Genomic DNA, 26,601 nt, shown 5'->3' with positions numbered 1-26,601 from the left:
GCGGCGTGGGCCATCACTTTCCCGCTTGACTGACCCGCCGTACGGAATAGGCTGACCCGCGAAAATACCGGCCTTGGTCGCCGGGCGGCAAGAATGCCTCGTATGCCTCGCCCTCCGGGTCGAGGCTGCGGGGCATTGTCATTTTGGGGCTTTGCTTGAAACAGCGTATCGAGATCGGCATCCTCTACTCGCGCTCGGGAAGCTATCAGCTCGTGTCCGATGCATGCCGGATGGGCGCGATACGCGCGATCGCCGACATCAACGCCGACCGCCGCTATGGCATCGAGCTGGTACCGGTCGAACGCGATCCGCAAAGCAATGCGGACCGCTATGCGACGCTCTGCGAAGACATCTTCAGGAACAGCAGCGCCCGCCATGTGGTCGGCTGCGTCACTTCCTGGAGCCGCAAGGAGACGATCCCGGTTCTGGAGAAGGCGGGCGGCATGCTCTGGTACGCCTGCCCCTATGAGGGCTTCGAGGCCAACGAGCATGTGGTCTACATGCACGCCTGCCCGAACCAGCATCTGGTGCCGCTGATGGCCCATGTCGTGCCGCGCTTCGGCGCCAACGGCTTCCTGCTCGGGTCGAACTATATCTGGGGCTGGGAGATGAATCGCGTGGCGCGCGACCTGATCGCCGATGCCGGCGGTAAGGTGCTGGGCGAGCGCTATCTGCGCATCGGCGAAACCGACGTGTCGCGTCTGATTGGGGAAATCCGGGCCACGCGACCGAATTTCATCCTCAACAATCTGATCGGGACATCGTCCTACGCCTTCCTGGCGGCCTATCACGACCTGGCGGATGAAGATCCCGCCTTCAGCCCCGAAACCTGCCCGGTCATCTCCTGCAACCTCACCGAGGGCGAGCTGCCGGCGATTGGCGAAACGGGCAAGGGGCATTTGTCGGTCGGGCCCTATTTCGCACCGCGGCCGGCCGCATTCGCCTCGTCTTTCGAGGCCTCCGCCTATGCCTCCGTGCAGGTGATGGCCGATGTGCTCTCCCGCGATCCCGACGCCGGTCCGGCGGAGTTTTCCAGGGCTTTCGCCGAACGGCGCTTCTCCACCCGGCTCGGGCCGATCGCCATCGACGCCCACTCCCAGCACGCGACGCTGCCGGTGATCATCGGCCGGATCGCGGACGGGGTCTTCGAGGTCGTCAGCCGCGAGGACGAGGTTGCGCCGGATCCGTATCTGTCGCGCTACGACCCCGCCAAGACATTCGGCAGTCCGCGCCTGAGGGTGGTGTCGTGAGCAGAACGCCACGTATCCCCAATCTCGGCGGTGCCAGGGCCTTCATCCTGCATCGCCCGCATCCGACGGTGCAGGCCATCATCAGGCAATTGTCGGCCATCGGCCTCGAGACGGTCGATTGCTGGCCTGAATTGCCGCCCGAGGCGCTGGCAGCCGACTTCGTCTTCTTCGATGCCGATCTCGGTTTCGACGAGCAATTTCCCTGGAAACCGGGCGAAGCGCCGATGCCGCTGGTGGCGCTGATCGGTTCGGAGGCGCCGGGCCGCATCGAATGGGCGCTGTCGCACAAGGCCGACGCCCAGCTGTTGAAGCCGGTCGGCAATGCCGGCGTCTACAGCGCGCTGCTGATCGCGCGGCAGAGTTTTGAGGCGCGCAAGCATCTCGCCGGCGAGATTGCGTTGCTGCGCCAGCGCGTTGCCGAGCGCCAGACCATCGTGCGCGCCGTGGCGGCGCTGTCGAAGGGTGCTGACGATGATCGCGCCTATGCACAGCTCAGATCGCTGGCGATGAGCTGGCAGATCAGCGTCGAAGAGGCCGCGCGCCGGATCGTGGCGATGACGGAAGAGGAAGGTGGCGATGACCAGTCCCATCGCGCCTGACCTTCCGGCGGCCGGGCGCATGCCGGTTAAGCCGCGCGCCAGCGTCTGGCGGCGTCTGGTCAAGCGACCGCTGGCGATGCTCGGCCTGGTCATCATCGCCATCGTGCTCGCCGGCGCGATTCTGGCGCCGTGGCTGACCGGCTACGATCCGAACGAACAGATGTTCGACGGGCTGACGCTGGAAGGCGCGCCGCTACCGCCGGACGCCAAATTCTGGCTCGGCACCGATCTGCTCGGCCGCGATCTTCTGACCCGCATGCTATTCGGCGCACGCACCTCGCTGATCATCGGCATCGTCGCCAATGGCGTGGCACTGCTGATCGGCACGCTGGTCGGCGTCACCGCCGGTTATTTCCGCGGCTGGATCGGCAGTGCCCTGATGCGCTTCACCGATTTGATGATGGCGTTCCCGGCGCTGCTGCTCGCCATTTGTCTGGCGGCGGTGTTCGAGCCGAGCCTGTGGATCGTCGCCATGGTGATCGCGCTGGTCAATTGGGTGCAGACCGCGCGCGTCATCTATACCGAGACCAGCTCGCTTGCCGAGCGCGAATTCATCGATGCCGAACGCACCATCGGCGCGAGTGCGCCACGCATCCTGTTTCGCCATATCCTGCCGCATCTTTTGCCGACCATCATCGTCTGGGGCACGCTTGGCATCTCGACCACAGTGCTGCTCGAGGCGACGCTCAGCTATCTCGGCATCGGCGTGCAGCCGCCGACGGCGTCGTGGGGTAACATCATCTTCGAGAACCAGACCTATTTCCAGGCGGCACCCTGGCTGGTGTTCTTCCCCGGTGCGGCGATCCTGGCGCTGGCGCTGGCCTTCAACCTGATCGGCGATGCGTTGCGCGACATCCTCGATCCGACGCAAAGGGGCCGGGGATGATCGCCTATCTTGGCCGCCGCCTCATCCAATCAGCGCTGATCCTGCTCGGTGTCTCGCTGATCACCTTTGCGCTGCTCTATCTTCTGCCGGCCGATCCGGTGCGGCAGATCGCCGGACGCAGCGCCACGCCGCAGACGGTCGAGAACATCCGCCAGCAACTCGGCCTCGACCAACCCTTCGTCGTCCAGTACTGGCACTATCTGGTGAGCCTGCTCAGCGGCGATCTCGGCCGTTCCTACATCCAGCGTTCCGAGGTCACCGAGCTGATCGTCTCGCGGCTGCCGGCGACGCTGCTGCTGATGGTCGGCGCCATTCTGTGCGAGCTGGTGATCGGCCTGAGCATGGGCCTGATTGCCGCCGTCAGGCGCGGCACAACCACCGACCAGACGCTGATGGTCGCCTCCTTCGTCGGCGTCTCGGCGCCGCAATTCGTCGTCGGCCTTTTGCTGCTCTACGTTTTTGCGGTGCGGCTGAGCTGGTTTCCGATCGGTGGCTACGGCACCTGGCGCCATCTCGTGCTGCCGTCGCTGACAATGGGCATCCTCGGCGCCGGCTGGTATGCGCGCATGATGCGCTCGTCGATGATCGACGTGCTGCGCCAGGACTATGTGCGCACGGCGCGGGCCAAGGGACTGGCGCGCGGCGCAATCATCTTCCGCCATGCTCTGCCCAACGCCATTCTGCCGGTCATCGCGATGATCGGCATCGACATCGGCATCTTCATGGGCGGCATCGTCGTCGTCGAAAGCGTGTTCGGATGGCCCGGCATCGGCCAGCTCGCCTGGCAGGCCATCCAGCGCGTCGACATCCCGATCATCATGGGCGTCACGCTGGTGTCGGCCTTCGCCATCGTGCTCGGCAATCTCTTGGCCGACATCGTCGCGCCGTTCATCGACCCGCGCATCAAGCTTAGATGAAAACCAGAAAACAACCAGAGAAAGGGAACCATCAATGAAACGATTTTTGGCCTCCACAGTTGCGGCATCGGCGCTGGCGCTGGCGCTGATGCTCGGCATGGCAAGCGCGCGCGCCGAGGACGCCGTCGATCCGAACGCCAAGCAGGGCGGCGCTATCACCATCACCTACAAGGACGACGTCGCCACGCTCGATCCGGCGATCGGCTATGACTGGCAGAACTGGTCGATGATCAAGAGCCTGTTCGACGGGCTGATGGACTATGAGCCGGGCACCACCAATCTGAAACCCGACCTTGCCGAAAGCTACGAGATCTCGCCCGACGGCAAGACCTTCACCTTCAAGCTGCGCCACGGCGTGAAATTCCACAATGGCCGCGAGATGACGGCCGACGACGTGAAATACTCGCTCGACCGCGTCACCAATCCGAAGACGCAGAGCCCCGGCGCCGGCTTCTTCGGCTCGATCAAGGGCTATGACGAAGTCGCCGCTGGCAAGGCGGAGAGCCTGTCGGGCGTCACCGTGGTCGATCCCTACACGGTCAAGTTCGACCTGACCCGGCCTGACGCCACCTTCCTGCACGTCATGGCGATCAACTTCTCGCATGTCGTGCCGAAGGAAGAGGTCGAGAAATACGGCGCCGATTTCGGCAAGCATCCGGTCGGCACCGGCGCCTTCAAGCTCGCCGAATGGACGCTCGGCCAGCGCATCGTGTTCGAGCGCAATCCGGATTACTGGCACAAGGGACTGCCGCATCTCGACAAGATCACCTTCGAAATCGGTCAGGAACCGATCGTGGCGCTGCTGCGCCTGCAGAAGGGCGAGATCGACATTCCGGGCGACGGCATTCCACCGGCCAAGTTCCAGGAAGTGATGGCCGATCCCGAGCAGAAGGCCCGTGTCGTGGTGGGCGGCCAACTGCACACCGGCTACGTCACCATGAACACCACGATGGCGCCGTTCGACAATGTGAAGGTGCGGCAAGCGGTCAACATGGCGATCAACAAGGACCGCATCGTCCAGTTGATCAACAACCGCGCCGTCCCGGCCAACCAGCCGCTGCCGCCGTCGATGCCCGGCTACGACAAGGCGTTCAAGGGCTATGCCTATGATGTCGCCAAGGCCAAGGCGCTACTTGCCGAGGCCGGCCATCCCGACGGTTTCGAGACGCAATTGTTCACCATGAACACCGACCCCAACCCGCGCATCGCCCAGGCGATCCAGCAGGACCTGGCGGCGGTCGGTATCAAGGCCAGCATCCAGTCGCTGGCCCAGGCCAATGTCATTGCCGCCGGCGGCGACAAGGCCGGGGCGCCGATGATCTGGTCGGGCGGCATGGCCTGGATCGCCGACTTCCCGGATCCGTCGAACTTCTACGGTCCGATCCTCGGCTGCGCGGGGGCTGTGCCCGGCGGCTGGAACTGGTCGTGGTATTGCAACAAGGATCTCGATGCCAAAGCGGCCGAGGCCGATTCGGTCGTCGATCCGGCCAAGGGCGCGGAGCGCGACAAGATGTGGAGCGCGATCTACGACAAGATCATGGAGGATGCGCCGTGGGCGCCGGTGTTCAACGAGCAGCGCTTCACGATGAAGTCGCCTCGAATGGGCGGCGCCGACAATCTCTATGTCGACCCGGTCCATATCCCGATCAACTACGACAATGTGTATGTGAACGATGTGCAATAACTGCGACTACACCATCCACGGGCGCCACCATCATTTCGGCTGGGACAATTCCTTTGCCCCGGCCGAGCGGGTGGCGCCCGGCTCGACGATCGAGTTCCAGTGCCTTGATGCGGGGGGCGGCCAGCTTCAGGCCGACAGCACTGTCGCCGACGTCGCCAAGCTCGACTTCGCCAAGGTCAACCCGGTGACCGGGCCGATCTTCGTCGAGGGTGCCGAGCCTGGCGATGCGCTGAAGGTGACAATCGATATGTTCAAACCGTCCGGCTTCGGCTGGACGGCGAACATACCGGGCTTCGGCTTGCTCGCCGACGACTTCAAGGAGCCGGCGTTGAACATCTGGAAGTACGACGCTGCCTCGCTCGAGCCGGCGTTGTTCGGCAAAAACGCGCGCGTGCCGCTGAAGCCATTTGCCGGCACCATCGGCAATGCGCCGGCTGAAAAAGGCCACCACTCGGTGGTGCCGCCAAGGCGCGTCGGCGGCAATCTCGACATCCGCGATCTCGCCGCCGGCACCACGCTCTATCTGCCGGTCGAGGTGGCGGGCGCGCTGTTTTCGGTCGGCGACACGCATGCGGCGCAAGGCGACGGCGAGGTCTGCGGCACAGCGATCGAAAGCCCGATGGACGTCGTGCTTAAGCTCGACCTGGTCAAGGACGCCAGGCTGAAAACGCCGCGCTTCACCACGCCCGGCCCGGTGTCCCGGCATCTCGACGCCAAGGGCTATGAGGTGACGACCGGCATCGGTCCGGACCTGATGGCCGGCGCCAAGGAGGCGGTGGCGCAGATGGTGGATTTGCTGGCCGGCCGCTACGGGCTCGACCCGGTCGACGCCTACATGCTGGCCTCGGTCTGCGGCGATCTTCGCATATCGGAAATCGTCGACATGCCGAACTGGGTGGTGTCGTTCTACTTCCCGCGCTGCGTTTTCGAATGAACGCAGGCGCAGCCAATCGGCCGGCCGGGGCTGCCGCCCCGGTCGACTCCATCGCAGCCCGGCCGGTCCTGGACATCGCCGGCCTGTGCGTCAGCGTGCGCGGCGAGGATGGCGAGCGGGAGGTGGTGTCCGACCTTTCCTTCAAGCTTGCCCGCGGTGAGACGCTTTGCATTGCGGGCGAATCCGGCTCTGGCAAATCGATGACGGCGCTGGCGATCATGCAGCTTTTGCCGCAGCCCGCCGGCCGGATCTCGTCGGGCACCATCCGACTTGGTGAGACCAACCTCGCGACACTGAACGAGCGCCAGATGCAGCGCATTCGCGGCGCCCGCATTGCGATGATCTTCCAGGAGCCGATGACCTCGCTCAACCCGGTGCTGTCGATCGGCCGGCAGCTGACCGAATCCATCGAGGCGCATACCGACCTCTCCCAGTCGCAAGCGCAACGGCGCGCCGTCGAAGCGCTGAAGGCGGTACGCATCTCGGAAGCCGAAAGCCGGCTAAAGCAGTTTCCGCACGAACTGTCGGGCGGCATGCGCCAGCGCGTAATGATCGCCATGGCGCTGGCGCTGGAACCGGACGTGCTGATCGCCGATGAGCCGACGACGGCGCTCGACGTCACAGTGCAGGGCGAGGTGCTGGAACTGCTGCGCGACCTGCAGCGCGAACACGGCACCAGTGTCATTTTGATCACCCACGACATGGGCGTGGTCGCCGAAATGGCGGACCGCGTCATCGTCATGCGGCATGGCCGCATGGTCGAGGAGGGCGCGGCTACCGACATCTTTGCCCTGCCGCAAGCCGAATACACGCGCGAGCTGCTGGCCGCCGTCCCGCGCATCGGCACCGGTGCCGGCCGTCAGGAATCCAGGGATGCCGCAGAAGCGTCGAAGCCGGCAAACGTCGCCGATGTCGACGATTTGCATGTCCGCTTCGACCTGCGCGGCGGCTTCTTCGGCAGGATCAACCGGCGCGTCCACGCCGTCGAAGGCGTCAGCTTTTCGATCGCGCCGAACGAGACGCTGGCACTGGTCGGCGAGTCCGGCTGCGGCAAGTCGACCACCGCCAAGGCGCTGGCCGGGCTGGTGCCCTATCAGGGCGATATCGCCATCGGCGGGCGCAATCTGTCAGGGCTCGGCCGCGCCGCGCGCAAGGCGGTGCGCCGCGACGTGCAGATGATTTTTCAGGACCCCTACGCCTCGCTCGACCCGCGCATGCGTGTCGGCGACCTCGTCGCAGAGCCGCTGCTGATCCACGGCATTGCCTCGAAGGAGGAACGCAGGGAGCGCGTGGCCGCACTATTCGAGCGCGTCGGCCTGTCGGCCGACCAGATGGAGCTCTATCCGCACGAATTCTCCGGCGGTCAGCGCCAGCGCATCTGCATTGCGCGGGCGCTGGCGCTCAGGCCGAGGCTGATCATCGCCGACGAAAGCGTCTCGGCGCTCGACGTCTCGGTGCAGGCGCGCGTGCTGGATTTGTTAAAGGAATTGCAGCGCGAATTCGGCGTCGCCTATCTGTTCATCTCGCATGACATGGCGGTGGTCGAGAACATCTCCGACCGTGTCGCCGTCATGTATCTCGGCCAGATCGTCGAGATGGGCACGCGCGACCAGGTGTTTTCCAACCCGCGCCATCCTTACACCAAGCGCCTGATCGAGGCCGTGCCGGTGCCCGACCCCACGAGGCGAAGGGAGCGTTTCGCGCGCCTCGACCGGGAAATCCCGAGCTCAACGCGAAGGATCGGCGAGACTCCGCCGCGACTGGCCCTGACGGATGTCGGTGGCGGGCACCTCGTGGCCGTCTGAAGTTTTCGTGAACGCGGTCGGGTTGACTCGATCGCCTGATTGCCTAGCTAAAAAAAGGGCGCCGGGGCGGCACGCAAATCCAACAGTCGGCATGATATCCTTCCGCATCCGAAAGCTTGCCCTTCCAGTTCTCACGGCCGGCATCTTGTCTTCCTGCGTGGTCCCCGACGATACGTCGCGTCTCGCCAAGGTAGACGCGACAACCGCAGCGGCGCGCAAGGAAATGGTCGGTCTCAGCGAGGCTGACGTGCGCATGTGCGCCGGCTTTCCCACCGCCACGGCCGACGCCGGCGGATCGGGCCAGATCTGGACCTATCAGCGTGTCGTGCAGCGTGGCAATCTCAGCGTCGTTGTTCCGACCCTGGCCGTGGGCGCGATCCCCGCAGTCGGCGGATCCGTCAACCTTGCGCCCGGCGGCTATTGCAACACGCAAATTCGCATGGTTGACGGCCGCGTCGCCGAGATTGCCTATGCGGGCGACAACAATTTGCCGAACAGCCGCGATGCGCTCTGCGTCAGTACAGTGGACGCGTGCGTGGCCTATGCGCGCCAACGCCATCAGAAGGCGACGGCCGTCTCCAGGTAAGCGAGTCAAGGCGCATCTTCAATCGGCGGCCTGGACGAGGGGCCTTCCTCGGTCAGACGATTGTGACTTGATTGGCTTCACGAGTTTGGATCAAACGGGGGCCACCGCGATCCGCCGCGATGGCGCCGGTTCGTCGCTTATGCCATGTGGGTGCCCGGCCCCCGAGGCCTCTCAGCTGGAGCGCATATGACGGTCCTCACACGTCGCAAACTCTTGAAAGCTGCCTTAGCTGCCGGCGCTGGTGGGGTCGGGCTCTTTACCGTGGGCAGATTGGGTAGCTGGGCCGCGGCTACGCCCGAGCCGGTAATGCTGAAGACCGCGAGCATTCAGGCGAAGCTGATGGATGTCGGCCAGACCAAAAATGTGCTGACCTATGGCGACGCCGGCATGCCGCCGGTGCTCAGGATGAAAAAGGGCGAGCCTTTCGCCGCCCGGCTGATCAATGCCATCGACGATCCAACGACGATCCACTGGCATGGCATTCGCGTTCCCAACAGGATGGATGGCGTGCCGTTCCTGGTGCAGCCCTATGTCTATACCGGCGATCATTTCGACTACGCCTTTACACCGCCCGACGCCGGCACCTTCTGGTATCACCCACATTGCAACACGCTGGAGCAGATGGGCCACGGCCTGACCGGCGTGATCGTGGTTGAAAACCTCAACGATCCGCAGTTCGATGCCGAGGTGGTCATCAATCTGCGCGACTGGCGCCTCGGCGACGACGGCCAGTTCATCGAACAATTCCGGCCGCGCGATGCCGCAAGATCCGGCACTTACGGCACGGTGCGCACCGCCAACTGGCTCGACCAGCCGCACTATGACGCGCCGGCCGGAGGGCTGGTGCGGCTCAGGGTCGCCATTACCGACGTCACGCGCGTCTATGCTTTTCGCGTCGAAGGTGCCGAGGCGATGGTGATCGCGCTCGACGGCAATCCGGTGCCGCAGCGCTTTGCGCCCGATGCCTTGCAGCTCGGGCCCGGACAGCGGCTGGAGCTCGCCATACGCATGCCCGACGAAGAGGGGGCGATCGTCAGTCTGGGAGATGTCAGGGGCACCAAGCCCAAGGTCTTGGCGACGCTACGTGCCGTTGGAAGTTCCCTCAAACGCGACCTTCGCGACCTTGCACCGCTGGAGGTCAACCCGGTCCAGCAAGTCGATCTCGTCGCCGCCGAGCACATTTCATTGTCGCTCAGTGCTACGGCGGAAAACGTACCGAGCGACGGCATCTGCGGCTCGCTTGGATACAGTTTCTGGGCCATCAACAAAGTGCCGTGGCCAGGCGATACGCCGGACCCGACTGCGCCGCTGGCCGAACTGAAGCTCGGCAGAAGCTACGTCATCGACATGGAAAACCTGACGCCGCAGTCGCATCCGATCCATCTGCACGGCATGAGCTTCAAGGTGCTGTCGTCCTCGACACGTCCGGTGCAGCCTGTCATCTCAGACACCTATCTCATCCAGCCCAACGAGAAGGTTCAGCTCGGTTTCGTCGCCGACAACCAAGGCGACTGGCTACTGCACTGCCACATCATCGAGCATCAGAAATCAGGGATGACGAGCTATATCCGGGTGGTGTGAAGGCGCGTCGGTCCGATGCGCCGGATTTGGTATTGATACGGCCAGGGCCACGAAATCTGGGCTGCGTTAAAGGGCGCGCGATTGCGGGCAGCTTAAGGCGCATTCGCTGGCGCTCAGCGAAGGCCAGGGCGAAGGATCCCGGCTCGAATGAGTAGGTGCATTCCTCGTCGTCCTCGATGACCCGCACAAAGCATTGGCGGTCCGTCTCAACGATCTCAACGCGGGTTCCCAAAAGACCGCCATAGCTGTCCAGATAAGCACGCACATCGCTTTGTGAATAAGGCATCGCTTTTCTCCCACATGGTGAAACATGTGACCGTGCCAATAATACCTGCGTGCCGCAATAAACTATGACATACGTCACATGGCGTTCAGACGTTCTGCAGCGATGGGCACGAGATGGTGTGCACGACCATGCACTTGATCGAAGGTGCCCGATCCCGCCAGGCGCCGGCAGCGCTTCGCCCGCCGCGAGAGGGGAAATTTCGAATTCGACCCAGAAGGGTCGGCGAGGCGAACGCGAAACTGGTGCTCAGGGATTTCGGCGGCGGACATCTTGCCGCCATCTGAAATTCGACCCGATCGATGGTCGTGGGTTCATTTCGGTGAAAATCCGATGGTGGAGCTGAGGAGGATCGAACTCCTGACCTCGTCATTGCGAACGACGCGCTCTCCCAGCTGAGCTACAGCCCCGTCCAACGGATGGCGCATTTATCGAAGGCAGCGGTTTCCTGTCAAGGCGAAATGGCCCTACATCCGCCCTTCAGTCCGGCATGTGGCGGAAGCCGGCCCTTGCCGCTTTCTCCTGCAATGGCTACATGTCGCGAAATCAATGGAGCTCTGAATGAACGCGCTTATCGACACTCTGATCTACGCGCTCAGCCTTTACTGGTGGATCATCATCGCGTCGGCCATTTTCTCCTGGCTCTACGCATTCAACGTAGTCAACTCGCGCAACCAGTTCGTCAGCAATATCGGCAACGTGCTTTATCGGCTGACCGAGCCGGCGCTGCGGCCAATCCGCCGTTTCATGCCCGACCTGGGTGGGGTCGACATCTCGCCAATCATCGTGCTGCTGATCATTTTCTTCCTGCAGCGGTTCCTCGATAGCACTGTCAGAGACATTTTGACCGGCTTTTGAGCGGTGCTGCCGGTCGCATTCTTCAGAACGCGATCGGATGGCATCGACCTGTTTGTCCGGCTGACGCCGAAGGCGGCGCTGGACAGGCTCGAAGGCGTTGAGACGACGGCCGATGGGCGCAGCCATCTCAAGGCCCGCGTGCGCGCCGTGCCGGAGAATGGCGCCGCCAATGCGGCGCTTGAGAAGCTGGTTGCCAAGGCGCTGGGCGTGCCGGCATCGACTGTGTCGGTGGTTGCCGGCGGCACGGCGCGGCTGAAGACGTTGCGCATTTTCGGCGAGCCGGCAGCGCTGGCGAAGCGCATCGAGGCGTTGGGTGACGGCTAAAACACGTCGCTTTGTGACGGCTTGCTGCGAGGCGCTTGATCACGTCGGTCTGCGCCGCCCCTCATTGCCCTGCCGGGCATTTCTCCCCGTATAGTGACGGGGAGAAAGACGCTGTCACAGACGTGGCAGAATGAGCACCAACGTTGCGGCCATCTCCCTTCTCCCCGTTACGGGGAGAAGGTACCGGCAGGCGGATGAGGGGCTGCGCCGACGTTTCTGGATTGGCGCATTTTGCGGCGAAATGACTCGCTTGGCCGGCATAAAAGCGGGGGAACAAAAGGCTCCTCAATCCCCCAGCGGCAAACGCGGATCGTCGACTTTCAGCGTGTTCACGCTCTGCTTGATGCGGCGCAGGTTTTCCAAAACCTTGGGTCCGCGTGTTTCGGCAACCGAGGTGGCGATCATGTCGACGATCGCCATCAGCGCGTAGCGCGAGGATGTCGGCTTGTAGATGTTGCCGTCCTCGAGCGGCTGGAAATGGATCACTGTATCGGCGGCCTTGGCGAGCGCCGAGTCCGGCGCGGTGATGGCGACCGTGGCGGCGCCATATTGCTGCGCCACCTGCACGGCCTCGATGACCGAACGCGCGTAGCCAGACACCGAGAAGGCTACCACAGTCGTCTCCGGCGTGGCGACCGCCGCGTACATGCGCTGCAACTGGCCATCGACCTGCGCCAGCGCCGACAGGCCCAGCCGGAACAGCCGGTTCTGCATCTCGGTCGCCATCATCGAGGAAATGCCGCCGGAACCGATGCACAGCACATTGCCCGAATTGGCGATGCGCGCGGCAACGCCGACCAGCGCCTTCATGTCGAGGTTCTCAGTGGCACGTTGCATGGCCGATATCGCCGCCTCAGTGATGGCGGAGGCGATACGCTGCTCGCGGACGTCGCGGTTGAGCGGCTCCGGCGAAAGGTATTGGGCACCGATGGCGATGGCCTGCGCCAGGTAGAATTTGAAGTCGCGCAGGCCTTCGCAGCCGAGGTTGCGGCAGAAGCGGGTCACCGTCGGCTCGCTGACGCCGACGCGCGCGGCGATCTCCGAGATCGCCGCCTTGGAGGCGAAGTCGAGGTCCGAGAGAACAAGGCCGGCCAGCCGGCGGTCCGACTTGGTGCCGTCCTGCGACATCAGCTGCAGCCGCGTGATAATGTCGGCCGGTGTCTTCATACCGGCGTCCTCACAGGGGCAGGCCCGTCATCTTGTCGAACAGATGGATGTTGGCGGGATCGACGCTGACCGGCAAGCGGTCGCCCGGCCGGATCTGCAGCCGGTCGCGGAACACGGCGCGCACCGTATCGGGACCTATCGCGCCGTAAACATGAGTTTCGGCGCCGGTCGGCTCGACCACGTCGACATCGATCGCCATCGCATCGTCGGCGCCGCCGACAACGAAGTGCTCGGGGCGGATGCCGGCTTCTACCGTGATGTCCGCCGGCACGGGCTTGCCGGCCAGCGCCAGACGCCCGCCGCCTGATGTCTCGAACCAGGCCTTGGTCGCAGACCCCTTGAGGGCGCCGGAAACGAAGCTCATCGAGGGCGAGCCGATGAAGCTGGCGACGAATTTGTTGGCCGGTCGGTCATAGAGTTCCAGCGGTGCCCCGACCTGCTGGATCCGGCCGAGATTCATCACCACGATACGGTCGGCCATGGTCATGGCCTCGATCTGGTCATGGGTGACGTAGACGATGGTCGATTTCAGCCGCTGGTGCAGCGCCTTGATCTCAGTGCGCATCTGCACGCGCAGCTGTGCGTCGAGATTGGACAGCGGCTCGTCGAACAGGAACACCGACGGCTCGCGCACGATGGCGCGGCCCATGGCGACGCGCTGGCGCTGGCCGCCCGACAATTCCCGAGGGTAGCGGTCGAGATAGGAAAAGAGGTTGAGGACGCCGGACGCTTTCTTGACCTTTTCGTCGATGGCCGCGCGCGTCTCGCCGCGGATTTTCGGGCCAAAGCCGATATTGTCGGATGCCTTGAGATGCGGGAACAGCGCATAGGACTGGAACACCATGGCGATGTTGCGCTGCTGCGGCGGCAGATCGTTGGCGCGCACGCCACCGATGATGAGATCGCCTGATGTGATCGGCTCCAGCCCGGCCAGCATGCGCAGCAAGGTCGACTTGCCGCAGCCCGAAGGGCCGACGAGTACAACGAACTCGCCGCTGTTGATCTCGAGATTGATGTCCTCGAGGATCTTGTGATGCCCGAACGATTTCGACAGGTTGCGAAACTGGACATCGGTCATGGTCACGCTCCCAATATGTCGTCGATGAAGGGCAGGCAGCCGGCAGTCAGTCCGGCATCCACAGGCATCACCACGCCTGTTACGCCCGATGCGCGATCGGAGGCAAGGAAGGCCACTGCCTCGGCCACTTCGGAAGCAGTGACGATGCGGCCGAGCGGATAGAGCCGCTGCAGCTTGCCGAGGATTTCCGGGTCCTTGGCCAGGCGATGATCCCACGCGGCGGTGCGGATCGATCCCGGACAGACGACATTGGCGCGTATGCCGCTGCGGCCCAGTTCGACCGCGATCGATTTTGCGTAGGCGTTGATGCCGGCCTTGGCCGCCGCATAGGCCGGGTTGCCGAAATGCGCGATGGCATTGACCGAGGAGATGAAGACGACGCTGCCCGAGCCGCGTCCGGCCATCGCCTTGACCAGGGGGTCGGCGAAAGTCATCACCCCGGTCAGGTTGAGGTCGAGCTCGTGCTCGATCTTATCCGGGGTCAGCGCCGGCAGCGTCTCGGCGCGGGTCCAGCCGGCATTGTTGATGAGGATGTCGGGAATGCCGTCCTTGTCGAGGATCGCGCTGATTGCCGTTTCCATCGAGGCCCGGTCCAGAAGGTTGAAGACGTGGCGCGAGGCAAGCTGCGGGCTGGCCAGCGCCTCGTCCGACTGATCGCAGCCGACGACCCGCGCGCCGCGCCCGGCCAGCAGCGCCACGATCGCCGAGCCGAGGCCGCCGCCGGCGCCCGTCACCACGACAGTCTTGCCTTCGAACTCGGTTCTCGAAACCACCGCGCGCGCTCCTCCCTGATCCCGGTTGGGGCTGTGAGGCTATTCGCCGAAATGTAATTTAGCAACAGATCAATCTGCTTGCGAAGCGCAGAATGATGGATAATGTAGGAAAGTCACATAAACCTATGCTGCCTGACAGCATGGGAGCGCGCAGCGCACATCAAAGGGAGAGAGCAGATGAGTCTGAGGAAATGGACTGTCGGCCTGATGGCCGGAATGAGCATGCTGATGCTCGCAGCGCAGGCAAATGCCGGCGAGGTGCGCGTCACCGTTGCCGAATACAGCGCCAAGACCGGCCCCTATTTCGAAAGCGTCAAGAAGGATTTCGAGGCGGCCAACCCGGGCATCACCGTCAAGTTCGAGATCGTGCCATGGGAGGTGCTGCTGCAGAAGCTGACCACCGACATCACCGCCAGCACCAATGCCGACCTGTCGATCATCGGCACGCGCTGGCTGATCGACTTCGTCCAGCAGGATGTCGCCGAGCCGCTCGACAGCTACATCACGCCTGAGTTCAAGGACCGCTTCATAGACACCTTCCTGTCGCCGTCGATCATGGAGGGCAAGACTTACGGCCTGCCGATCGCGGCCTCGGCACGCGCCATGTATTACAACAAGGAATTGTTCGAGAAGGCCGGCATCGCCAATCCGCCGGCCAACTGGACCGAGTTGCAGGAAGATGCGCGCAAGATCAAGGCGCTCGGCTCCGGCACGTTCGGCTTCGGTCTGCAGGGCAAGGAGATCGAGACCGACGTCTACTACTATTATGCGATGTGGTCCTACGGCACCGAGATACTCAACAAGGACGGCACCTCGGGCTTAAGCACGCCAGGCGCGCTCGAAGCCGCCAAGCTTTACAAGTCGATGATTGACGAGGGCCTGACCGAGCCGGGCGTCACCTCCAATAACCGCGAGGACGTGCAGAACCTGTTCAAGCAGGGCAAGGTCGGCATGATGATCACGGCACCCTTCCTGTCCAACCAGATCAAGGACGAGGCGCCGAACCTGAAGTATGGCGTGGCGGCGATTCCGACAGGGCCGACCGGCGCGCGCGGCACCTATGGCGTGACCGATTCCATCATCATGTTCAAGAACTCCAAGAACAAGGATGAGGCCTGGAAACTGCTCGACTTCCTGTTCACCACGGAGCAGCGCGCCAAGTTCACGCAAGGCGAAGGCTTCCTGCCGGTGAACAAGGAAGAGGCGAAAATGGACTACTACGTGAACAATGCCGACCTGGCGGCGTTCACCGCGCTGCTGCCCGATGCCCGCTTCGCGCCGGTCATTCCGGGCTGGGAAGAGATCGCGCAGATCACCTCGGATGCCATGCAGAAGATCTATCTGGGCAGCGCCGAGCCGGAGGCTGCCTTGAAGGAAGCAGCGGCCAAGGCCAACGGCGTGCTCAAGAAATAGGGCGTTCACTCCCGACGCCCGTGGCGCGCCCCGCCCGTCGGGGCGCGCCACCCCCGACGCCCTCAGGTCAGCCGATGCAAACTCGCTTCTTGCCCTATCTCCTGACCTTACCCAGCCTGTTCCTGGCGGCCGTCGTCATCTTCTGGCCGGTCTGGGACCTGATCCAGATCTCGACGCATGATGTCAGCCGCTTCGGCCAGTTGCGCGACTTCAGCGGCCTGACCAATTTCTGGGCGCTCACCGCCGATGCTGATTTCACCGCAGCACTCTGGCGCACCGGACTGTGGACGGTGCTGGTCGTCGGCGGCGCGCTGCTGTTGTCCATTCCGGTAGCGATCATCCTCAACACCGACTTCTATGGCCGCGGCATTGCCCGCGTCATCATCATGCTGCCCTGGGCGGTGTCGCTGACCATGACGGCGGTGGTCTGGCGCTGGGCGCTCAACGGCGAAAGCGGCATGCTGAACTCGGCGCTGCTCGGGCTCGGCCTGATCGACCAGAACATTCAGTGGCTGGCGAGCGCCGAGACGGCGTTCCCGATGCAGGTGCTGATCGGCATATTGGTGACGGTGCCGTTCACGACGACGATCTTCCTCGGCGGCCTGTCGTCGATCCCCGACGATTTCTACGAAGCGGCCGCGCTCGAGGGTGCGACGCCACTGCAGCAGTTCCGCGAGATCACCTTTCCGCTGCTGAAGCCGTTCATCAACATCGCCATCGTGCTCAACACCATCTACGTCTTCAACTCCTTCCCGATTATCTGGGTGATGACGCAGGGCGGGCCGGCCAACTCGACCGACATATTGGTCACCCACCTCTACAAGCTCGCCTTTCGCATCGGCAAACTCGGCGAGGCGTCAGCCGTGTCGCTGGTGATGTTCGCCATATTGCTGGTTTTCACCATGATCTATGTGCGGCTGGCCATGCGGGAGCAGCGCGCATGAGCAACGGCAAGCTGAAGCGTTCGATCATTGCCTGGCTGCTGCTTTCACCGCTGATCGCGGTGACAATCTTTCCCTTCGCGGTGATGTTTTTGACTGCGGTCAAGCCACGACAGGAGGTGCTGTCGCCGACCTGGTGGCCGAGCGAGTTCCGCTGGTCGAATTTCGCCGACATGTGGGTGGCGACCGGCTTTGGCCAGGCGCTGGCCAACTCGCTATACGTCTCGGTTATCGCCACCGTCGGCGCCATTCTGATCTCTGTGCCGGCGGCCTATGCGATGTCGCGCTTTCGCTTTGCCGGCTACGGAGCCTTCCGCCAGTTCCTGCTGGTGTCGCAGATGATCTCGCCGATCGTGCTGGTGCTCGGCCTGTTCCGGCTGATGGCGGCCTGGGGGCTGGTCGAGAGCACGACGGCGCTCGGCTTCATCTACATGGCCTTCAATGTCGCCTTCACCGTGTGGATGCTGCAGAGCTATTTCGACACCATCCCGCGCGACCTCGAGGAGGCCGCCTGGATGGAGGGCGCCGGCCGCTGGCTGACCTTGCGCAAGGTGTTTTTGCCGCTCTGCCTGCCGGCGATCGCGGTGACTGCCATCTTCACCTTCATCAATGCCTGGAACGAATTCGTCGTAGCGCTCACCATGCTGCGCAGCCAGGAAAGCTACACGCTGCCGATCCAGGTTTTTTCACTGGTCGCCGGCCGCTACACGATCGAATGGCATCACGTCATGGCGGCCACGCTGCTGGCGACCTTGCCGGTGGCGATCCTGTTCATCTGGCTCCAGCGCTACCTCGTCCGGGGCCTGGCGCTCGGGGCCGTCAAATAGCCTACCACGGAGCTTTCATGCGCATCTTCACCGCCTCGCTGGCGACCGAAACCAACACCTTCTCGCCGGTGCCGACCGACCGCACCTCGTTCGAGATGGCCTTCTATGCCGGGCCCGGCATGCATCCGGAGACGCCGACTTTGTGCTCGTCGCCGATCGTCGCCTTGCGCCGACGCGCGGCCAGCGAAGGGCTGACCGTGGTCGAAGGCACCGCCACCTGGGCGGAGCCTGGCGGGTTGGTGCAGCGGCAGACCTATGAGGCGCTGCGCGACGAGATCCTCGATCAGTTGAAGGCCGCCTTGCCGGTCGAGGCGGTGATCCTCGGCCTGCATGGCGCCATGGTGGCGCAAGGCTATGACGATTGCGAAGGCGACCTCCTCCAACGCGTTCGTGAAATCGTTGGGCCGGAGGTGGTGATCGCCTCGGAGTTCGATCCGCACAGCCATCTGACGCCGAAGCGCGTGGCGGCATCGGACGTCATGGCCTACTTCCTCGAATTCCCGCACACTGATTTCTATGAACGCGGCGAGCATGTCGTCGAGCTTGGGCTGGCCGCGGCGCGCGGCGAGATCAAGCCTGTGATCTCGACCTTCGACTGCCGCATGATCCAGGTGCTGCCAACCAGCCGCGAGCCGATGCGTTCTTTCGTCGACCGCATTAAGGCGCTGCACGGCAAGGACGGCGTGCTGTCGGTTTCCGTCATCCACGGCTTCATGGCCGCCGACGTCGCGGAAATGGGCACGCGCATCCTGGTCGTCACCGATAGCGACAAGGCCAAGGGCGATGCGCTGGCGGAAAGGCTGGGGCGCGAACTCTATGCGATGCGCGAAAAGGCGGCGATGACAATGCTGAGTGCTTCCGACGGCATCGAGCGGGCGCTGGCCGTGCGCGCCGAAAGACAGGACAAGCCGGTGGTGATCGCCGACATCTGGGACAATCCGGGTGGCGGTGTTGCCGGCGACGGCACCGTCGTGCTGCGCGCCATGCTGGAACGCGGCGTCGACAATGTCGGCATGGCGACGATCTGGGATCCGATCGCCGTGACCTTCTGCCAGGCGGCCGGCGAGGGCGCCGTCATCGATCTGCGCTTCGGCGGCAAGGCCGGGCCGCTGGCGGGCGAACCGATCGATGCGCGGGTTAAGGTGCTGAAGGCCATCACGGAAGGGTGGCAGAGCTTCGGGCCGAGCCGCGTGACGCTTGGGCCGACGGCGCTGGTCCGCATCGAAGGCACCGAGGTCGACATCATCCTTAACACCAACCGCACGCAGACTTTCGAGCCCGATATTTTTTCCAATATCGGCGTCGATCCGCTGTCGAAGGACATCCTGCTGATCAAGTCGACCAACCATTTCTACGCCGGCTTCGAGCCGATCGCCGCCGAGATCATCTATGTGTCGGCGCCGAGCTCGTATCCAAGCAATCCGGCGGTGACGAATTACACGAAGCTGACGCGGCCGATCTGGCCGCGGGTTGCGAATCCGTGGAAGGCGGTCTGAAGGGGGAGATCGGCTGGTTCACACCAGCCCGCGCTTCACCATCATCGCTTCCGGCGACGGCATCTTGCCGCGGAAGGTGGTGTAGAGTTCTTCCGGATCCTTCGAGCCGCCGGCGGCGTAGATGTTCTTGCGCAGCCGCTCGGCCAGTGCCGGGTTGAATGGATCGCCCGTTTCCTCGAAGGCGGCGAAGGCGTCGGCGTCGAGCACCTCCGACCACATGTAGGAATAGTAGCCGGCTGAATAGCCGTCGCCGGAAAAGATGTGGCCGAAATGCGGGGTGCGGTGACGCATGGCGATGGTGTCGGGCATGTCGAGCTTATCCAGCGTTTCGGTCTCGAAACGAAGCGGCTGTTCCGGCGCGTCGGCGCGCGCGTGATAGGCCATGTCGATCAGCGCCGAGGCGGTGAATTCGACAGTGGCGAAGCCGGCGCCGAAGGTGCGCGTCGCCAGCATCTTGTCGAGGAGCGCCTTCGGTATCGGCTTGCCGGTCTTGACGTGCAGGGCATGCTTTTCCAGCACTGCCGGCACCGTTAGCCAATGCTCGTAGAGTTGCGAGGGCAGTTCGACGAAATCGCGGCTGACCGAGGTGCCGGACACCGAAGGCCAGGTGACGTCGGTCAGCATGCCGTGCAGCGCGTGGCCGAATTCGTGGAACAGCGTCTTTGCCTCATCGACCGACAAAAGGGCCGCCTCGCCGGCCGGCGGCTTGGCGAAGTTCATGATGTTGTAGATCACCGGCTTCGAGCCATCGCCGAGCTTGTAGCCGGATTTCAGCGCGCTCATCCAGGCGCCGGAGCGTTTGGAGGGTCGGGCGAAATAGTCAGCGAGAAACAGGCCGCGCTCGCTGCCATCGGCGTTCTTGACCACGAACGCGCGGGTATCAGAATGCCATGCGGCGATGCCCTTTTTCTCTTCGAAAGTGATGCCGAACAATTTTGTCGCCACGTCGAAGCAGGCGTCGATGACGCGCTCGAGCTGCAGATACGGTTTCAGCTCGGCCTCGTCGAAGGCGAATTTCTCGGCGCGCAATTTCTCCTGGTAGAAGCGCCAGTCCCAGGCAGCGAATTGTTCGTTGCTGCCGGCCGCGGTCGCCAGCCGCTGCAACTCGGTCTGGTCGCTGGCGGCCTTCTCCAGCGCCTTTTCCCAGACCGGATCGAGCAGCGCGTGCACCGCCTTCGGCGTCTTCGCCATCGTGTCGTCGAGCTTCAACGCCGCAAACGAGCCGTAGCCGAGCAGCTTTGCCTTCTCGGCGCGCAGCTTCAGCATATCGCGCACCACGGACGTGTTGTCGGTGGCGCCGCCATTCTGGCCGCGCATGGTGAAGGCGCGGAAGGCGACCTCGCGCAGGTCGCGGCGATCGGAGAAGGTGGTGAACGGCTCGTAGATCGAGCGCGACAGCGTGACGGCATAGCGACCTTGCTGGCCGCGCATCTCGGCGGCCTCGGCCATGGCGCTTTTCAGGAATTCGGGCAGGCCGGCAAGGTCGGCCTCGTCGAGGAACAGCGCCCAGTCGCGCTCGTCGGCCAGCACGTTCTGGCCGAAGCTGGTGCCGAGCGAGGACAATTCCTCGTTGATCTTGGCCAGCCGCTTCTTGCCGTCGGCGTCGAGTTTGGCGCCGGAACGGACGAAGCCTTTCCAGGTCTTTTCCAACACCCGCAGCGTCTCGGGGTCGAGCTTCAGCGTCTCGCGGCGCTGGTAGAGATCGTCGATTCGGGCAAACAGTTTCTCGTTCATCGAGATCGCCGAGAAATGCCTCGACATCTTCGGCGAAATGTCGCGCTCCAGCGCCTGGATCGCCTCGTTGGTGTGGGCGCCGGCCCGGCACCAGAAGATCGACGAGACATGGTCGAGCGGCTCGCCGGCTAGCTCGAGCGCGGCCAGCGTGTTGTGAACCGTCGGCGCCTCTTCATTGCCTGATATCGCCTCGATCTCGGCTTCATGCGTCTTCAGCGCCGCGTCGAACACCCCGGAAAAGTCGTCGTCGCCGATGCGGGAGAAGTCGGGCAGGCCAAGCGGCCCTTGCCATGCGGTCAGCGGATGGGCGGCGAGTTCGATGTCTTTCGTGGATGACATGGATGATCTTTCGGCTGTTGGCGGCAAGGCAGGGCGGGATCGCCACCGATGTAGGGCGCGGGCCTGTTGCGCGCAACATCGCGGCCAGTCAGGTTTTCGTCAGTAACCGTCGCAGCTTTCCGCGATCGCGGCCTGCGAACTGGCGCTGATGCGGTTGTCGGTGACGGAGAACGTCTCCTGCATCAGCATGTCGTTGTTGGGGAAGTCGTAGCAGGCGATCACCGTGGTGACGCCACCCTCGCTCTTCGCGATGCGATGCCGAATTGCCGCACCGGCGACAGCACCTTGCCAGTTATCGATCGAGGCGATGAACTCCTGCTTGTTCTGCACGACGCTGAGATCTTCGAGCTTGATGCGCACATCGTCGGCGAGCAGGTCCGACAATTCGGTGCGGTCGGCGACAAGCAACGCCGAATACCAGCGGTCGATGATCGCGCCGTCATCGGCGCGGGCAGCGGTGAGCGTAGGCATCAATGCTGCCACGACAAAAGTGATCGCACGCCAATTCCGCATTGCCACCTCCATGTTTGACCATGATCCTATCCGCAAACCGGTTCCCGCTTTTCGCAGACGCGGACCTTCGGTTCCGGGATCATGGTTTCTATGCGATCTCCGGCCGTTCGAAATCGCCGGTTTCCTTGTTCATCACCCAAAGCTCGCCGGTCGAGATGTCGAACCAGGCGCCGTGCAGAGACAGCCGGCCCTTGCCCTCGAGGATGGAGACGCAAGGGAAGGTTCTAAGATTGGCGATCGAATAGCGGATCGAGATGCGCTCCAGCGCGGTCTGGCGCTCCGTCGCCGTCATGAAGGTGCTGGACGACACCGTTTCGGCGGCCGGCGCGATCAGGCTCATCCATTTGCCGATAAAGTCGCCGGGCGACAGCGGCGCGGAATTGGTGTCAAGCGCGGCGCGGATGCCGCCGCAGCGGCCATGCCCCATCACCACGATGTTCTTGACCTTGAGGCTCTGTACGGCGAATTCGAGCGCCGCCGAGGTCGAATGGAACTGGCCGTCCGGCGCGTAGGGCGGCACCAGATTGCCGACATTGCGCAGCACGAACAGCTCGCCCGGGCCGGCATCGAAGATCGCCTCCGGCGCCGAGCGCGAATCGCAGCAGGCGACGATCATCGTCTCCGGTGCCTGGCCCTCGCGGGCGAGCGAGCGGTAGCGTCCGCTCTCTGCGGGATAGCGGCCGTTCATGAAATTGCGATAGCCGGCGAGAAGGTGTTCGGGGAGGTGAGGCATGGGCGGCGCTGGACCCTTTCGGGGTTGGAGGCGGCGGCACGTTTCAGTTTGGAATGGCTCTAACGGCAAAAGCCCGTCGCGAGCAATGCCGAATTTGCGGATGGTTTCGTCGCAAAACGCAATGCGGCGCGCATAGCTCAGGCGCTGCTTTACGCCCAGATGGCGACCGGGATGCCGAAACGGTCGGCGAGCGGCGGGTCCGGAAACGGTCTCGCTTCGCCGCCGGCGATGCGGCCGGCGATCAGCATCATCGCCGCAGCGTCGAGGAAATCGTCGGCGGCTGCACCTTTCGGCGGCGCCCGGTCGAGAAAGCCTTGTTCATAGCCATGCCTGCACAGCAGCGCCTTGCGCTCGTTCATGCCGGCCGCGTTGACGGCGCCCTTGATCTTCTTCGGCAGCGACATGGCCTTCCCGCAGTTCAGCCGGCAGAAAGCAACTTCCGGATGCGACTCGAAGACGCGGCTGCGCAATTCGGGGCGGGCGATCAGCAAGGCATCGATCTCGCGGATCTTGGCGAAGATGCCAAAAGCCTGGATCGAGACGCCGCGCGGCGGATCGGACGTTGTCTTGGCCACTTCGCTGGCGCGGCGATGCGCGACATACCAGGCTTCGACCGTGGTGAAGTCATCCGCGTCTGCGTAAAGGGCGGCGCGCGATGGAATGGCGAAGACGCTCGATTGGCGCTGCCCGAGCATTGGCCGCACCAGCGCCTCCGGCCCGCGTCCGCCTTTTTGCGATTGATCGGGCAGGCCGATCGGCATGTCGACGGCGACCACGGCATCGGCAGGCAAGGCGTCGACCAGCATCGCGAAGCTTGGAAAGACGCAGACCGACGGCAAGGCGCCGGGATCGCGGCGGACGGCGATCCAGCCGGCCTTGCAGCCGTCGACGCCGACCAAAGTCACGCCCGTTTGTCCCGCCCCGGATGCAGGAGGTGGCGTAGCTGCACCATCGCCATCGGGTGCGACAGGCTCTGCGCGTCGGTCTCGAGCTGCAGCTCGTCGCCACCGCGCTTGGCGGTGCGTGCCAGGATCTCGTAGACCGCCGCCGTGGTCGACTGCAGCGCCTTGATCGCCGGCTGGCCGGAGAGGATGCGCGCCAGGTAGACGGCCGCCGTCAGGTCGCCCAGCCCGTTTGGCGGCTTGTCGATGAGGCGATGCTCGGCGAGCAGCGCCTGTCTGGCGTCAAGCAGCAGATTGCCGGTGCCGCCGGCCATCATTGACGGCGCCGAGGTGACCAGCATGGTCCCGGGTCCCGCGTGAAGGGCGGCGGCGATCACCGATTTGAGGTCGGGCAGCGGCGCGCCGGCCATCCATTCCAGTTCGTAACGGTTGGGGGTGGCGATGTCGGCGATCGGCATCAGCCGGTCGCGCAAGGCTATCGCCGTCGGCTCCGGCACATAAAGCCCGCCCGAATCGCCCATCACCGGATCGCAGATATAGACAGCGTCCGGCGTCCTGTCCTTGACCGCTGCGACCAGCGAGGCGACGGCGTCGGCCTGGCCGGCCTCGCCGAGATAACCGGACAGCACCGCGCCGACTTCGCCCAGCCAGGGCGCGCGCTCGAGATCGGCCATCAGCGCCTTGAACTGGTCGAGCGGCGGCACGATGCGGGTGGCGCGGCCATGGCCGGGATGCCAGGGTAGGACGACCGTCGGCACCGCCCAGACCGGAAAGCCCAGCGTCTCCAGCGCGAAGACGGCGGCGCGATTACCGACCGAGCCGCGAGCGACATGGCTGGAAATGACGATGACCGCACGCGGCGCGTCGGCTTTTTCTGCATTCATGGAATTCGATTCCTAACCGCCACGGGTGGCGACATACACCAGCCAGGCCAGCAGCCCAATGGCGATGAGAAGGCCCAGCACCCGGCCGATGCGGGTGCCCCAAACTTCGATCGGGTCCGAACGGTCGGCGTCTGCCGCCGACACATGGTCCTGCGCGCCCTTCGCGGTGCGTGCGATGAACGAGGTGCCGCCCGGCGCGGTCTCGTGTTCCACACGTTCGATAATACGGCGCGATTCGGTGTCGCTATCCTGGCGTTGCGCCATGGCAATATCCTGTTTTGCCGGGACCTTAGCCTGTTCGCGAGGCCATTCACAGGGCCTCGTGCCGGACCAACAGATGCCAGTGGAGGCTTCCGGGCCGGGTTATTTTCTTGCGCGCAGATTGTGGTAATGCTTCGCGTGCAACTTCCGACGAGGTACCCAGATCATGTTTGCCCAGCGCCTCTCTTCACCCTCCATTGTCCGCACTCTACCGGCCTTCCTGCTGATGGCGATCGTACTGCCGCTGCTTGCCGGCTGCGGCTACAACACCATTCCGACGGCGGAGGAAAATGCCAAAGCGGCCTGGAGCGAGGTGCTCAACCAGTATCAACGCCGCGCCGACCTGATCCCCAACCTGGTCGAGACGGTCAAGGGCTATGCGGCGCATGAAAAGGACACGCTCGACGCGGTGGTGGAAGCGCGCGCCAAGGCAACGCAGGTGACGGTGACGCCGGAAACGCTGAAGGACCCGGAAGCCTTCAAGAAATTCCAGGACAGCCAGTCCGGCCTGACCAGCGCCCTGTCCAGGCTGCTCGCGGTGGTCGAGAACTATCCCGACCTCAAGGCCAACCAGAATTTCCTGGCGCTGCAGGCGCAACTCGAAGGCACCGAGAACCGCATCGCGGTGGCGCGGCGCGACTATATCCAGGCGGTCAGGGACTACAATCTGACGCTGAGAACCTTCCCGTCGGTGCTGTGGGCAACCTTCTGGTTCCGGAGCAACGAGCCGTTCGCGAACTTCACCATCGAGGAAGACAAGCTGCAGACGCCGAAGGTCGATTTCGGCACGAAGCAGGGTGGGTGAACGGCGAAGCCGGCAAATCTTCCAAGACCACATCCTGACGAGACGGACTGCAGGCGTGTCCACACCCCCCTCTGTCCTGCCGGACATCTCCCCCTCGAGGGGGGAGATTGGCTGTATCTGCGGCCTTAGCCAATCTCCAACGCCGCTGGTTAAGCGCTGCCGGACAAGCATCCAATCTCCCCCTAGGAGGAGATGTCCGGCAGGACAGAGGGGGGCGCGAAGGATCGCCAGCCTAACATTCTTAGACGTCTTACTAGTCCTCCTCGCCCTCTTCCTCCCCCTCGCCGCCTTCGCCGCCGAACTCCCCGCACTCACTGGCCGCGTCGTCGACAATGCCGGCATCATCGATGCCGCGACCAAGGCGGTGCTGACGCAAAAGCTCGCCGATTTCGAGACAAAGGGCTCCGACCAGATCGTCGTGGCGACGATTCCCAGCCTCGACGGCGAGGAGATCGAACCCTACGCCAACCGCCTGTTCCGCTTCTGGAAGCTCGGCCAGGCCAAGGAAAACAACGGCGCCCTGCTTTTGGTCGCGCCGAACGATCGCAAGATGCGCATCGAGGTCGGCTACGGCCTGGAAGGTACGCTGACCGACCTGCACACCAAGCTGATCATCGAAAACGACATGGTGCCGGCCTTCCGTGCCGGCGATTTCTCCGGCGGCATTTCCAAAGCCGTCGACGACATGATCATGGTGCTGGAGGGCAATCCGGAGGAACTGGAAGCCCGCGGCGAACGCAACCAGCAGGCGCCGTTCAATTCCGACGACCTGTTCTTCACAATTTTCATCGCCATCTGGATCACCATCCTGGTCGGCAGCCTGGCCGCCTCGATCCTGCCGCCGATCTTCGGCCAGAAGATCGGACCCGGCCGCTATCGCTGGCTGGGCATGACCTTCGAACCCAGCCGGCGCTCGTCCAGCGGCTCGGGCAGTTCCGGCGGCGGCTGGTCGTCGGGGTCAAGCGGCGGCGGTTTTTCCGGTGGCGGCGGTTCGTCCGGCGGCGGCGGCTCCTCGGGAAGCTGGTGAC

General features: G+C 63.9%; 26 protein-coding genes and 1 tRNA gene. 17 read left to right on the top strand and 10 right to left on the bottom strand.

The features are described 5' to 3' along the window. Nucleotides 1–155: 155 nt before the first annotated feature. From D3227_RS12345 to D3227_RS12305, 9 genes are all read left to right on the top strand, one after another. Entirely contained in the window at nucleotides 156–1,250 is a 1,095-nt protein-coding gene (locus tag D3227_RS12345; protein ID WP_120014394.1) for a transporter substrate-binding protein, read from the top strand. After that, nucleotides 1,247–1,849 (top strand): ANTAR domain-containing response regulator, encoded by a 603-nt coding sequence (locus D3227_RS12340; protein ID WP_120014393.1) that lies wholly within the window; start codon nucleotides 1,247–1,249, stop codon nucleotides 1,847–1,849. The genes D3227_RS12345 and D3227_RS12340 overlap by 4 nt, the downstream gene beginning before the upstream one ends. A 19-nt stretch (nucleotides 1,850–1,868) precedes the next feature. Next, nucleotides 1,869–2,735: an ABC transporter permease gene (locus D3227_RS12335; RefSeq protein ID WP_208646369.1), complete on the top strand. Its 867-nt coding sequence runs from the start codon at nucleotides 1,869–1,871 to the stop codon at nucleotides 2,733–2,735. Beyond that, nucleotides 2,732–3,652: an ABC transporter permease gene (locus D3227_RS12330; protein ID WP_120014391.1), complete on the top strand. Its 921-nt coding sequence runs from the start codon at nucleotides 2,732–2,734 to the stop codon at nucleotides 3,650–3,652. Before D3227_RS12335 ends, D3227_RS12330 begins: the two co-directional genes overlap by 4 nt. An 88-nt stretch (nucleotides 3,653–3,740) precedes the next feature. Continuing rightward, complete coding sequence (locus tag D3227_RS12325; RefSeq protein ID WP_425374503.1) at nucleotides 3,741–5,336, top strand: ABC transporter substrate-binding protein; 1,596 nt, start codon at nucleotides 3,741–3,743, stop codon at nucleotides 5,334–5,336. Further along, complete coding sequence (locus tag D3227_RS12320) at nucleotides 5,326–6,270, top strand: acetamidase/formamidase family protein (RefSeq protein WP_120014389.1); 945 nt, start codon at nucleotides 5,326–5,328, stop codon at nucleotides 6,268–6,270. Before D3227_RS12325 ends, D3227_RS12320 begins: the two co-directional genes overlap by 11 nt. Continuing rightward, nucleotides 6,267–8,075, top strand: coding sequence for an ABC transporter ATP-binding protein (locus D3227_RS12315; RefSeq protein ID WP_120014388.1), 1,809 nt, complete (start codon nucleotides 6,267–6,269; stop codon nucleotides 8,073–8,075). Before D3227_RS12320 ends, D3227_RS12315 begins: the two co-directional genes overlap by 4 nt. Before the next feature lie 145 nt (nucleotides 8,076–8,220). Next, nucleotides 8,221–8,661, top strand: coding sequence for a hypothetical protein (locus tag D3227_RS12310; RefSeq protein ID WP_245451738.1), 441 nt, complete (start codon nucleotides 8,221–8,223; stop codon nucleotides 8,659–8,661). A gap of 186 nt (nucleotides 8,662–8,847) precedes the next feature. Then, complete coding sequence (locus tag D3227_RS12305; protein WP_120014386.1) at nucleotides 8,848–10,242, top strand: multicopper oxidase family protein; 1,395 nt, start codon at nucleotides 8,848–8,850, stop codon at nucleotides 10,240–10,242. A 617-nt stretch (nucleotides 10,243–10,859) separates the two neighbouring features. Here D3227_RS12305 and D3227_RS12295 read toward each other — a convergent pair. Continuing rightward, nucleotides 10,860–10,935 (bottom strand) — tRNA-Ala (locus D3227_RS12295). Nucleotides 10,936–11,086: 151 nt separating this feature from the next. Between D3227_RS12295 and D3227_RS12290 the strand changes: the two genes are divergently transcribed. After that, complete coding sequence (locus D3227_RS12290; protein WP_120014384.1) at nucleotides 11,087–11,383, top strand: YggT family protein; 297 nt, start codon at nucleotides 11,087–11,089, stop codon at nucleotides 11,381–11,383. A 6-nt stretch (nucleotides 11,384–11,389) separates the two neighbouring features. Beyond that, nucleotides 11,390–11,707, top strand: coding sequence for a DUF167 family protein (locus tag D3227_RS12285; RefSeq protein WP_120014552.1), 318 nt, complete (start codon nucleotides 11,390–11,392; stop codon nucleotides 11,705–11,707). 285 nt (nucleotides 11,708–11,992) lie between these two features. On the opposite strand, the gene D3227_RS12275 is transcribed toward D3227_RS12285, so the two are convergent. The 3 genes from D3227_RS12275 to D3227_RS12265 are packed head-to-tail and all read right to left on the bottom strand — an operon-like array spanning nucleotide 11,993 to nucleotide 14,725. After that, nucleotides 11,993–12,874 carry a MurR/RpiR family transcriptional regulator gene (locus D3227_RS12275; RefSeq protein WP_120014383.1) on the bottom strand — a complete coding sequence of 294 codons (882 nt, stop codon included), beginning with the start codon at nucleotides 12,872–12,874 and terminating at the stop codon, nucleotides 11,993–11,995. A 10-nt stretch (nucleotides 12,875–12,884) separates the two neighbouring features. Continuing rightward, complete coding sequence (locus tag D3227_RS12270; protein WP_120014382.1) at nucleotides 12,885–13,952, bottom strand: ABC transporter ATP-binding protein; 1,068 nt, start codon at nucleotides 13,950–13,952, stop codon at nucleotides 12,885–12,887. Nucleotides 13,953–13,954: 2 nt separating this feature from the next. Beyond that, the gene (locus D3227_RS12265; protein ID WP_120014381.1) at nucleotides 13,955–14,725 is read right to left on the bottom strand and encodes an SDR family NAD(P)-dependent oxidoreductase; all 771 of its coding nucleotides are present in this window, start codon (nucleotides 14,723–14,725) and stop codon (nucleotides 13,955–13,957) included. Between the two features lie 177 nt (nucleotides 14,726–14,902). Here D3227_RS12265 and D3227_RS12260 point away from each other — a divergent pair, with 177 nt between their 5' ends. The 4 genes from D3227_RS12260 to D3227_RS12245 all read left to right on the top strand — a co-directional run bounded on the left by D3227_RS12260 (nucleotide 14,903) and on the right by D3227_RS12245 (nucleotide 19,402). Next, nucleotides 14,903–16,138: an ABC transporter substrate-binding protein gene (locus D3227_RS12260; protein WP_120014380.1), complete on the top strand. Its 1,236-nt coding sequence runs from the start codon at nucleotides 14,903–14,905 to the stop codon at nucleotides 16,136–16,138. Nucleotides 16,139–16,212: 74 nt separating this feature from the next. Next, nucleotides 16,213–17,082, top strand: a complete 870-nt coding sequence (locus tag D3227_RS12255; protein ID WP_120014379.1) for a carbohydrate ABC transporter permease — start codon at nucleotides 16,213–16,215, stop codon at nucleotides 17,080–17,082. Further along, nucleotides 17,079–17,906 carry a carbohydrate ABC transporter permease gene (locus tag D3227_RS12250; protein ID WP_120014378.1) on the top strand — a complete coding sequence of 276 codons (828 nt, stop codon included), beginning with the start codon at nucleotides 17,079–17,081 and terminating at the stop codon, nucleotides 17,904–17,906. Before D3227_RS12255 ends, D3227_RS12250 begins: the two co-directional genes overlap by 4 nt. Before the next feature lie 17 nt (nucleotides 17,907–17,923). Further along, complete coding sequence (locus tag D3227_RS12245) at nucleotides 17,924–19,402, top strand: M81 family metallopeptidase (protein ID WP_120014377.1); 1,479 nt, start codon at nucleotides 17,924–17,926, stop codon at nucleotides 19,400–19,402. Nucleotides 19,403–19,420: 18 nt separating this feature from the next. On the opposite strand, the gene D3227_RS12240 is transcribed toward D3227_RS12245, so the two are convergent. The 6 genes from D3227_RS12240 to D3227_RS12215 form a co-directional block, all read right to left on the bottom strand. Further along, entirely contained in the window at nucleotides 19,421–21,475 is a 2,055-nt protein-coding gene (locus D3227_RS12240) for a M3 family metallopeptidase (RefSeq protein WP_120014376.1), read from the bottom strand. 99 nt (nucleotides 21,476–21,574) lie between these two features. Next, nucleotides 21,575–21,988, bottom strand: coding sequence for a nuclear transport factor 2 family protein (locus D3227_RS12235; protein WP_167480678.1), 414 nt, complete (start codon nucleotides 21,986–21,988; stop codon nucleotides 21,575–21,577). An 88-nt stretch (nucleotides 21,989–22,076) separates the two neighbouring features. Further along, the gene (locus tag D3227_RS12230) at nucleotides 22,077–22,721 is read right to left on the bottom strand and encodes a carbonic anhydrase (protein WP_120014374.1); all 645 of its coding nucleotides are present in this window, start codon (nucleotides 22,719–22,721) and stop codon (nucleotides 22,077–22,079) included. Nucleotides 22,722–22,870: 149 nt separating this feature from the next. Further along, complete coding sequence (locus D3227_RS12225; protein WP_120014373.1) at nucleotides 22,871–23,626, bottom strand: DUF429 domain-containing protein; 756 nt, start codon at nucleotides 23,624–23,626, stop codon at nucleotides 22,871–22,873. Next, complete coding sequence (gene pdxY / locus D3227_RS12220; protein WP_120014372.1) at nucleotides 23,623–24,507, bottom strand: pyridoxal kinase PdxY; 885 nt, start codon at nucleotides 24,505–24,507, stop codon at nucleotides 23,623–23,625. The genes D3227_RS12225 and pdxY overlap by 4 nt, the downstream gene beginning before the upstream one ends. Nucleotides 24,508–24,519: 12 nt before the next feature. Next, complete coding sequence (locus D3227_RS12215) at nucleotides 24,520–24,771, bottom strand: hypothetical protein (protein WP_120014371.1); 252 nt, start codon at nucleotides 24,769–24,771, stop codon at nucleotides 24,520–24,522. Nucleotides 24,772–24,934: 163 nt separating this feature from the next. Here D3227_RS12215 and D3227_RS12210 point away from each other — a divergent pair, with 163 nt between their 5' ends. Both D3227_RS12210 and D3227_RS12205 read left to right on the top strand, forming a co-directional pair. Beyond that, nucleotides 24,935–25,573: a LemA family protein gene (locus tag D3227_RS12210; RefSeq protein ID WP_120014370.1), complete on the top strand. Its 639-nt coding sequence runs from the start codon at nucleotides 24,935–24,937 to the stop codon at nucleotides 25,571–25,573. 223 nt (nucleotides 25,574–25,796) lie between these two features. Next, nucleotides 25,797–26,600, top strand: a complete 804-nt coding sequence (locus D3227_RS12205) for a TPM domain-containing protein (RefSeq protein ID WP_208646368.1) — start codon at nucleotides 25,797–25,799, stop codon at nucleotides 26,598–26,600. The last annotated feature ends 1 nt before the right edge of the window (nucleotide 26,601 follow it).

Origin of the sequence: Mesorhizobium waimense, from assembly GCF_003601975.1 — a bacterium.
GTDB classification, from domain to species: Bacteria; Pseudomonadota; Alphaproteobacteria; order Rhizobiales; family Rhizobiaceae; genus Mesorhizobium; species Mesorhizobium waimense.
This window is presented reverse-complemented; position numbering and strand designations above follow the sequence as displayed.

Excerpts from the sequence above, each read along its gene's own strand:
- D3227_RS12290 (WP_120014384.1), top strand. The coding sequence starts at position 11,087 with ATGAACGCGCTTATCGACACTCTGATCTACGCGCTCAGCCTTTACTGG.
- D3227_RS12245 (WP_120014377.1), top strand. The coding sequence starts at position 17,924 with ATGCGCATCTTCACCGCCTCGCTGGCGACCGAAACCAACACCTTCTCG.
- D3227_RS12255 (WP_120014379.1), top strand. The coding sequence starts at position 16,213 with ATGCAAACTCGCTTCTTGCCCTATCTCCTGACCTTACCCAGCCTGTTC.
- D3227_RS12230 (WP_120014374.1), bottom strand. The coding sequence starts at position 22,721 with ATGCCTCACCTCCCCGAACACCTTCTCGCCGGCTATCGCAATTTCATG.
- D3227_RS12320 (WP_120014389.1), top strand. The coding sequence starts at position 5,326 with ATGTGCAATAACTGCGACTACACCATCCACGGGCGCCACCATCATTTC.
- D3227_RS12240 (WP_120014376.1), bottom strand. The coding sequence starts at position 21,475 with ATGTCATCCACGAAAGACATCGAACTCGCCGCCCATCCGCTGACCGCA.
- D3227_RS12270 (WP_120014382.1), bottom strand. The coding sequence starts at position 13,952 with ATGACCGATGTCCAGTTTCGCAACCTGTCGAAATCGTTCGGGCATCAC.
- D3227_RS12210 (WP_120014370.1), top strand. The coding sequence starts at position 24,935 with ATGTTTGCCCAGCGCCTCTCTTCACCCTCCATTGTCCGCACTCTACCG.
- D3227_RS12215 (WP_120014371.1), bottom strand. The coding sequence starts at position 24,771 with ATGGCGCAACGCCAGGATAGCGACACCGAATCGCGCCGTATTATCGAA.
- D3227_RS12335 (WP_208646369.1), top strand. The coding sequence starts at position 1,869 with ATGCCGGTTAAGCCGCGCGCCAGCGTCTGGCGGCGTCTGGTCAAGCGA.
- D3227_RS12275 (WP_120014383.1), bottom strand. The coding sequence starts at position 12,874 with ATGAAGACACCGGCCGACATTATCACGCGGCTGCAGCTGATGTCGCAG.
- D3227_RS12315 (WP_120014388.1), top strand. The coding sequence starts at position 6,267 with ATGAACGCAGGCGCAGCCAATCGGCCGGCCGGGGCTGCCGCCCCGGTC.
- D3227_RS12260 (WP_120014380.1), top strand. The coding sequence starts at position 14,903 with ATGAGTCTGAGGAAATGGACTGTCGGCCTGATGGCCGGAATGAGCATG.
- D3227_RS12235 (WP_167480678.1), bottom strand. The coding sequence starts at position 21,988 with ATGCGGAATTGGCGTGCGATCACTTTTGTCGTGGCAGCATTGATGCCT.
- D3227_RS12305 (WP_120014386.1), top strand. The coding sequence starts at position 8,848 with ATGACGGTCCTCACACGTCGCAAACTCTTGAAAGCTGCCTTAGCTGCC.
- D3227_RS12325 (WP_425374503.1), top strand. The coding sequence starts at position 3,741 with ATGCTCGGCATGGCAAGCGCGCGCGCCGAGGACGCCGTCGATCCGAAC.
- D3227_RS12250 (WP_120014378.1), top strand. The coding sequence starts at position 17,079 with ATGAGCAACGGCAAGCTGAAGCGTTCGATCATTGCCTGGCTGCTGCTT.
- D3227_RS12330 (WP_120014391.1), top strand. The coding sequence starts at position 2,732 with ATGATCGCCTATCTTGGCCGCCGCCTCATCCAATCAGCGCTGATCCTG.
- pdxY (WP_120014372.1), bottom strand. The coding sequence starts at position 24,507 with ATGAATGCAGAAAAAGCCGACGCGCCGCGTGCGGTCATCGTCATTTCC.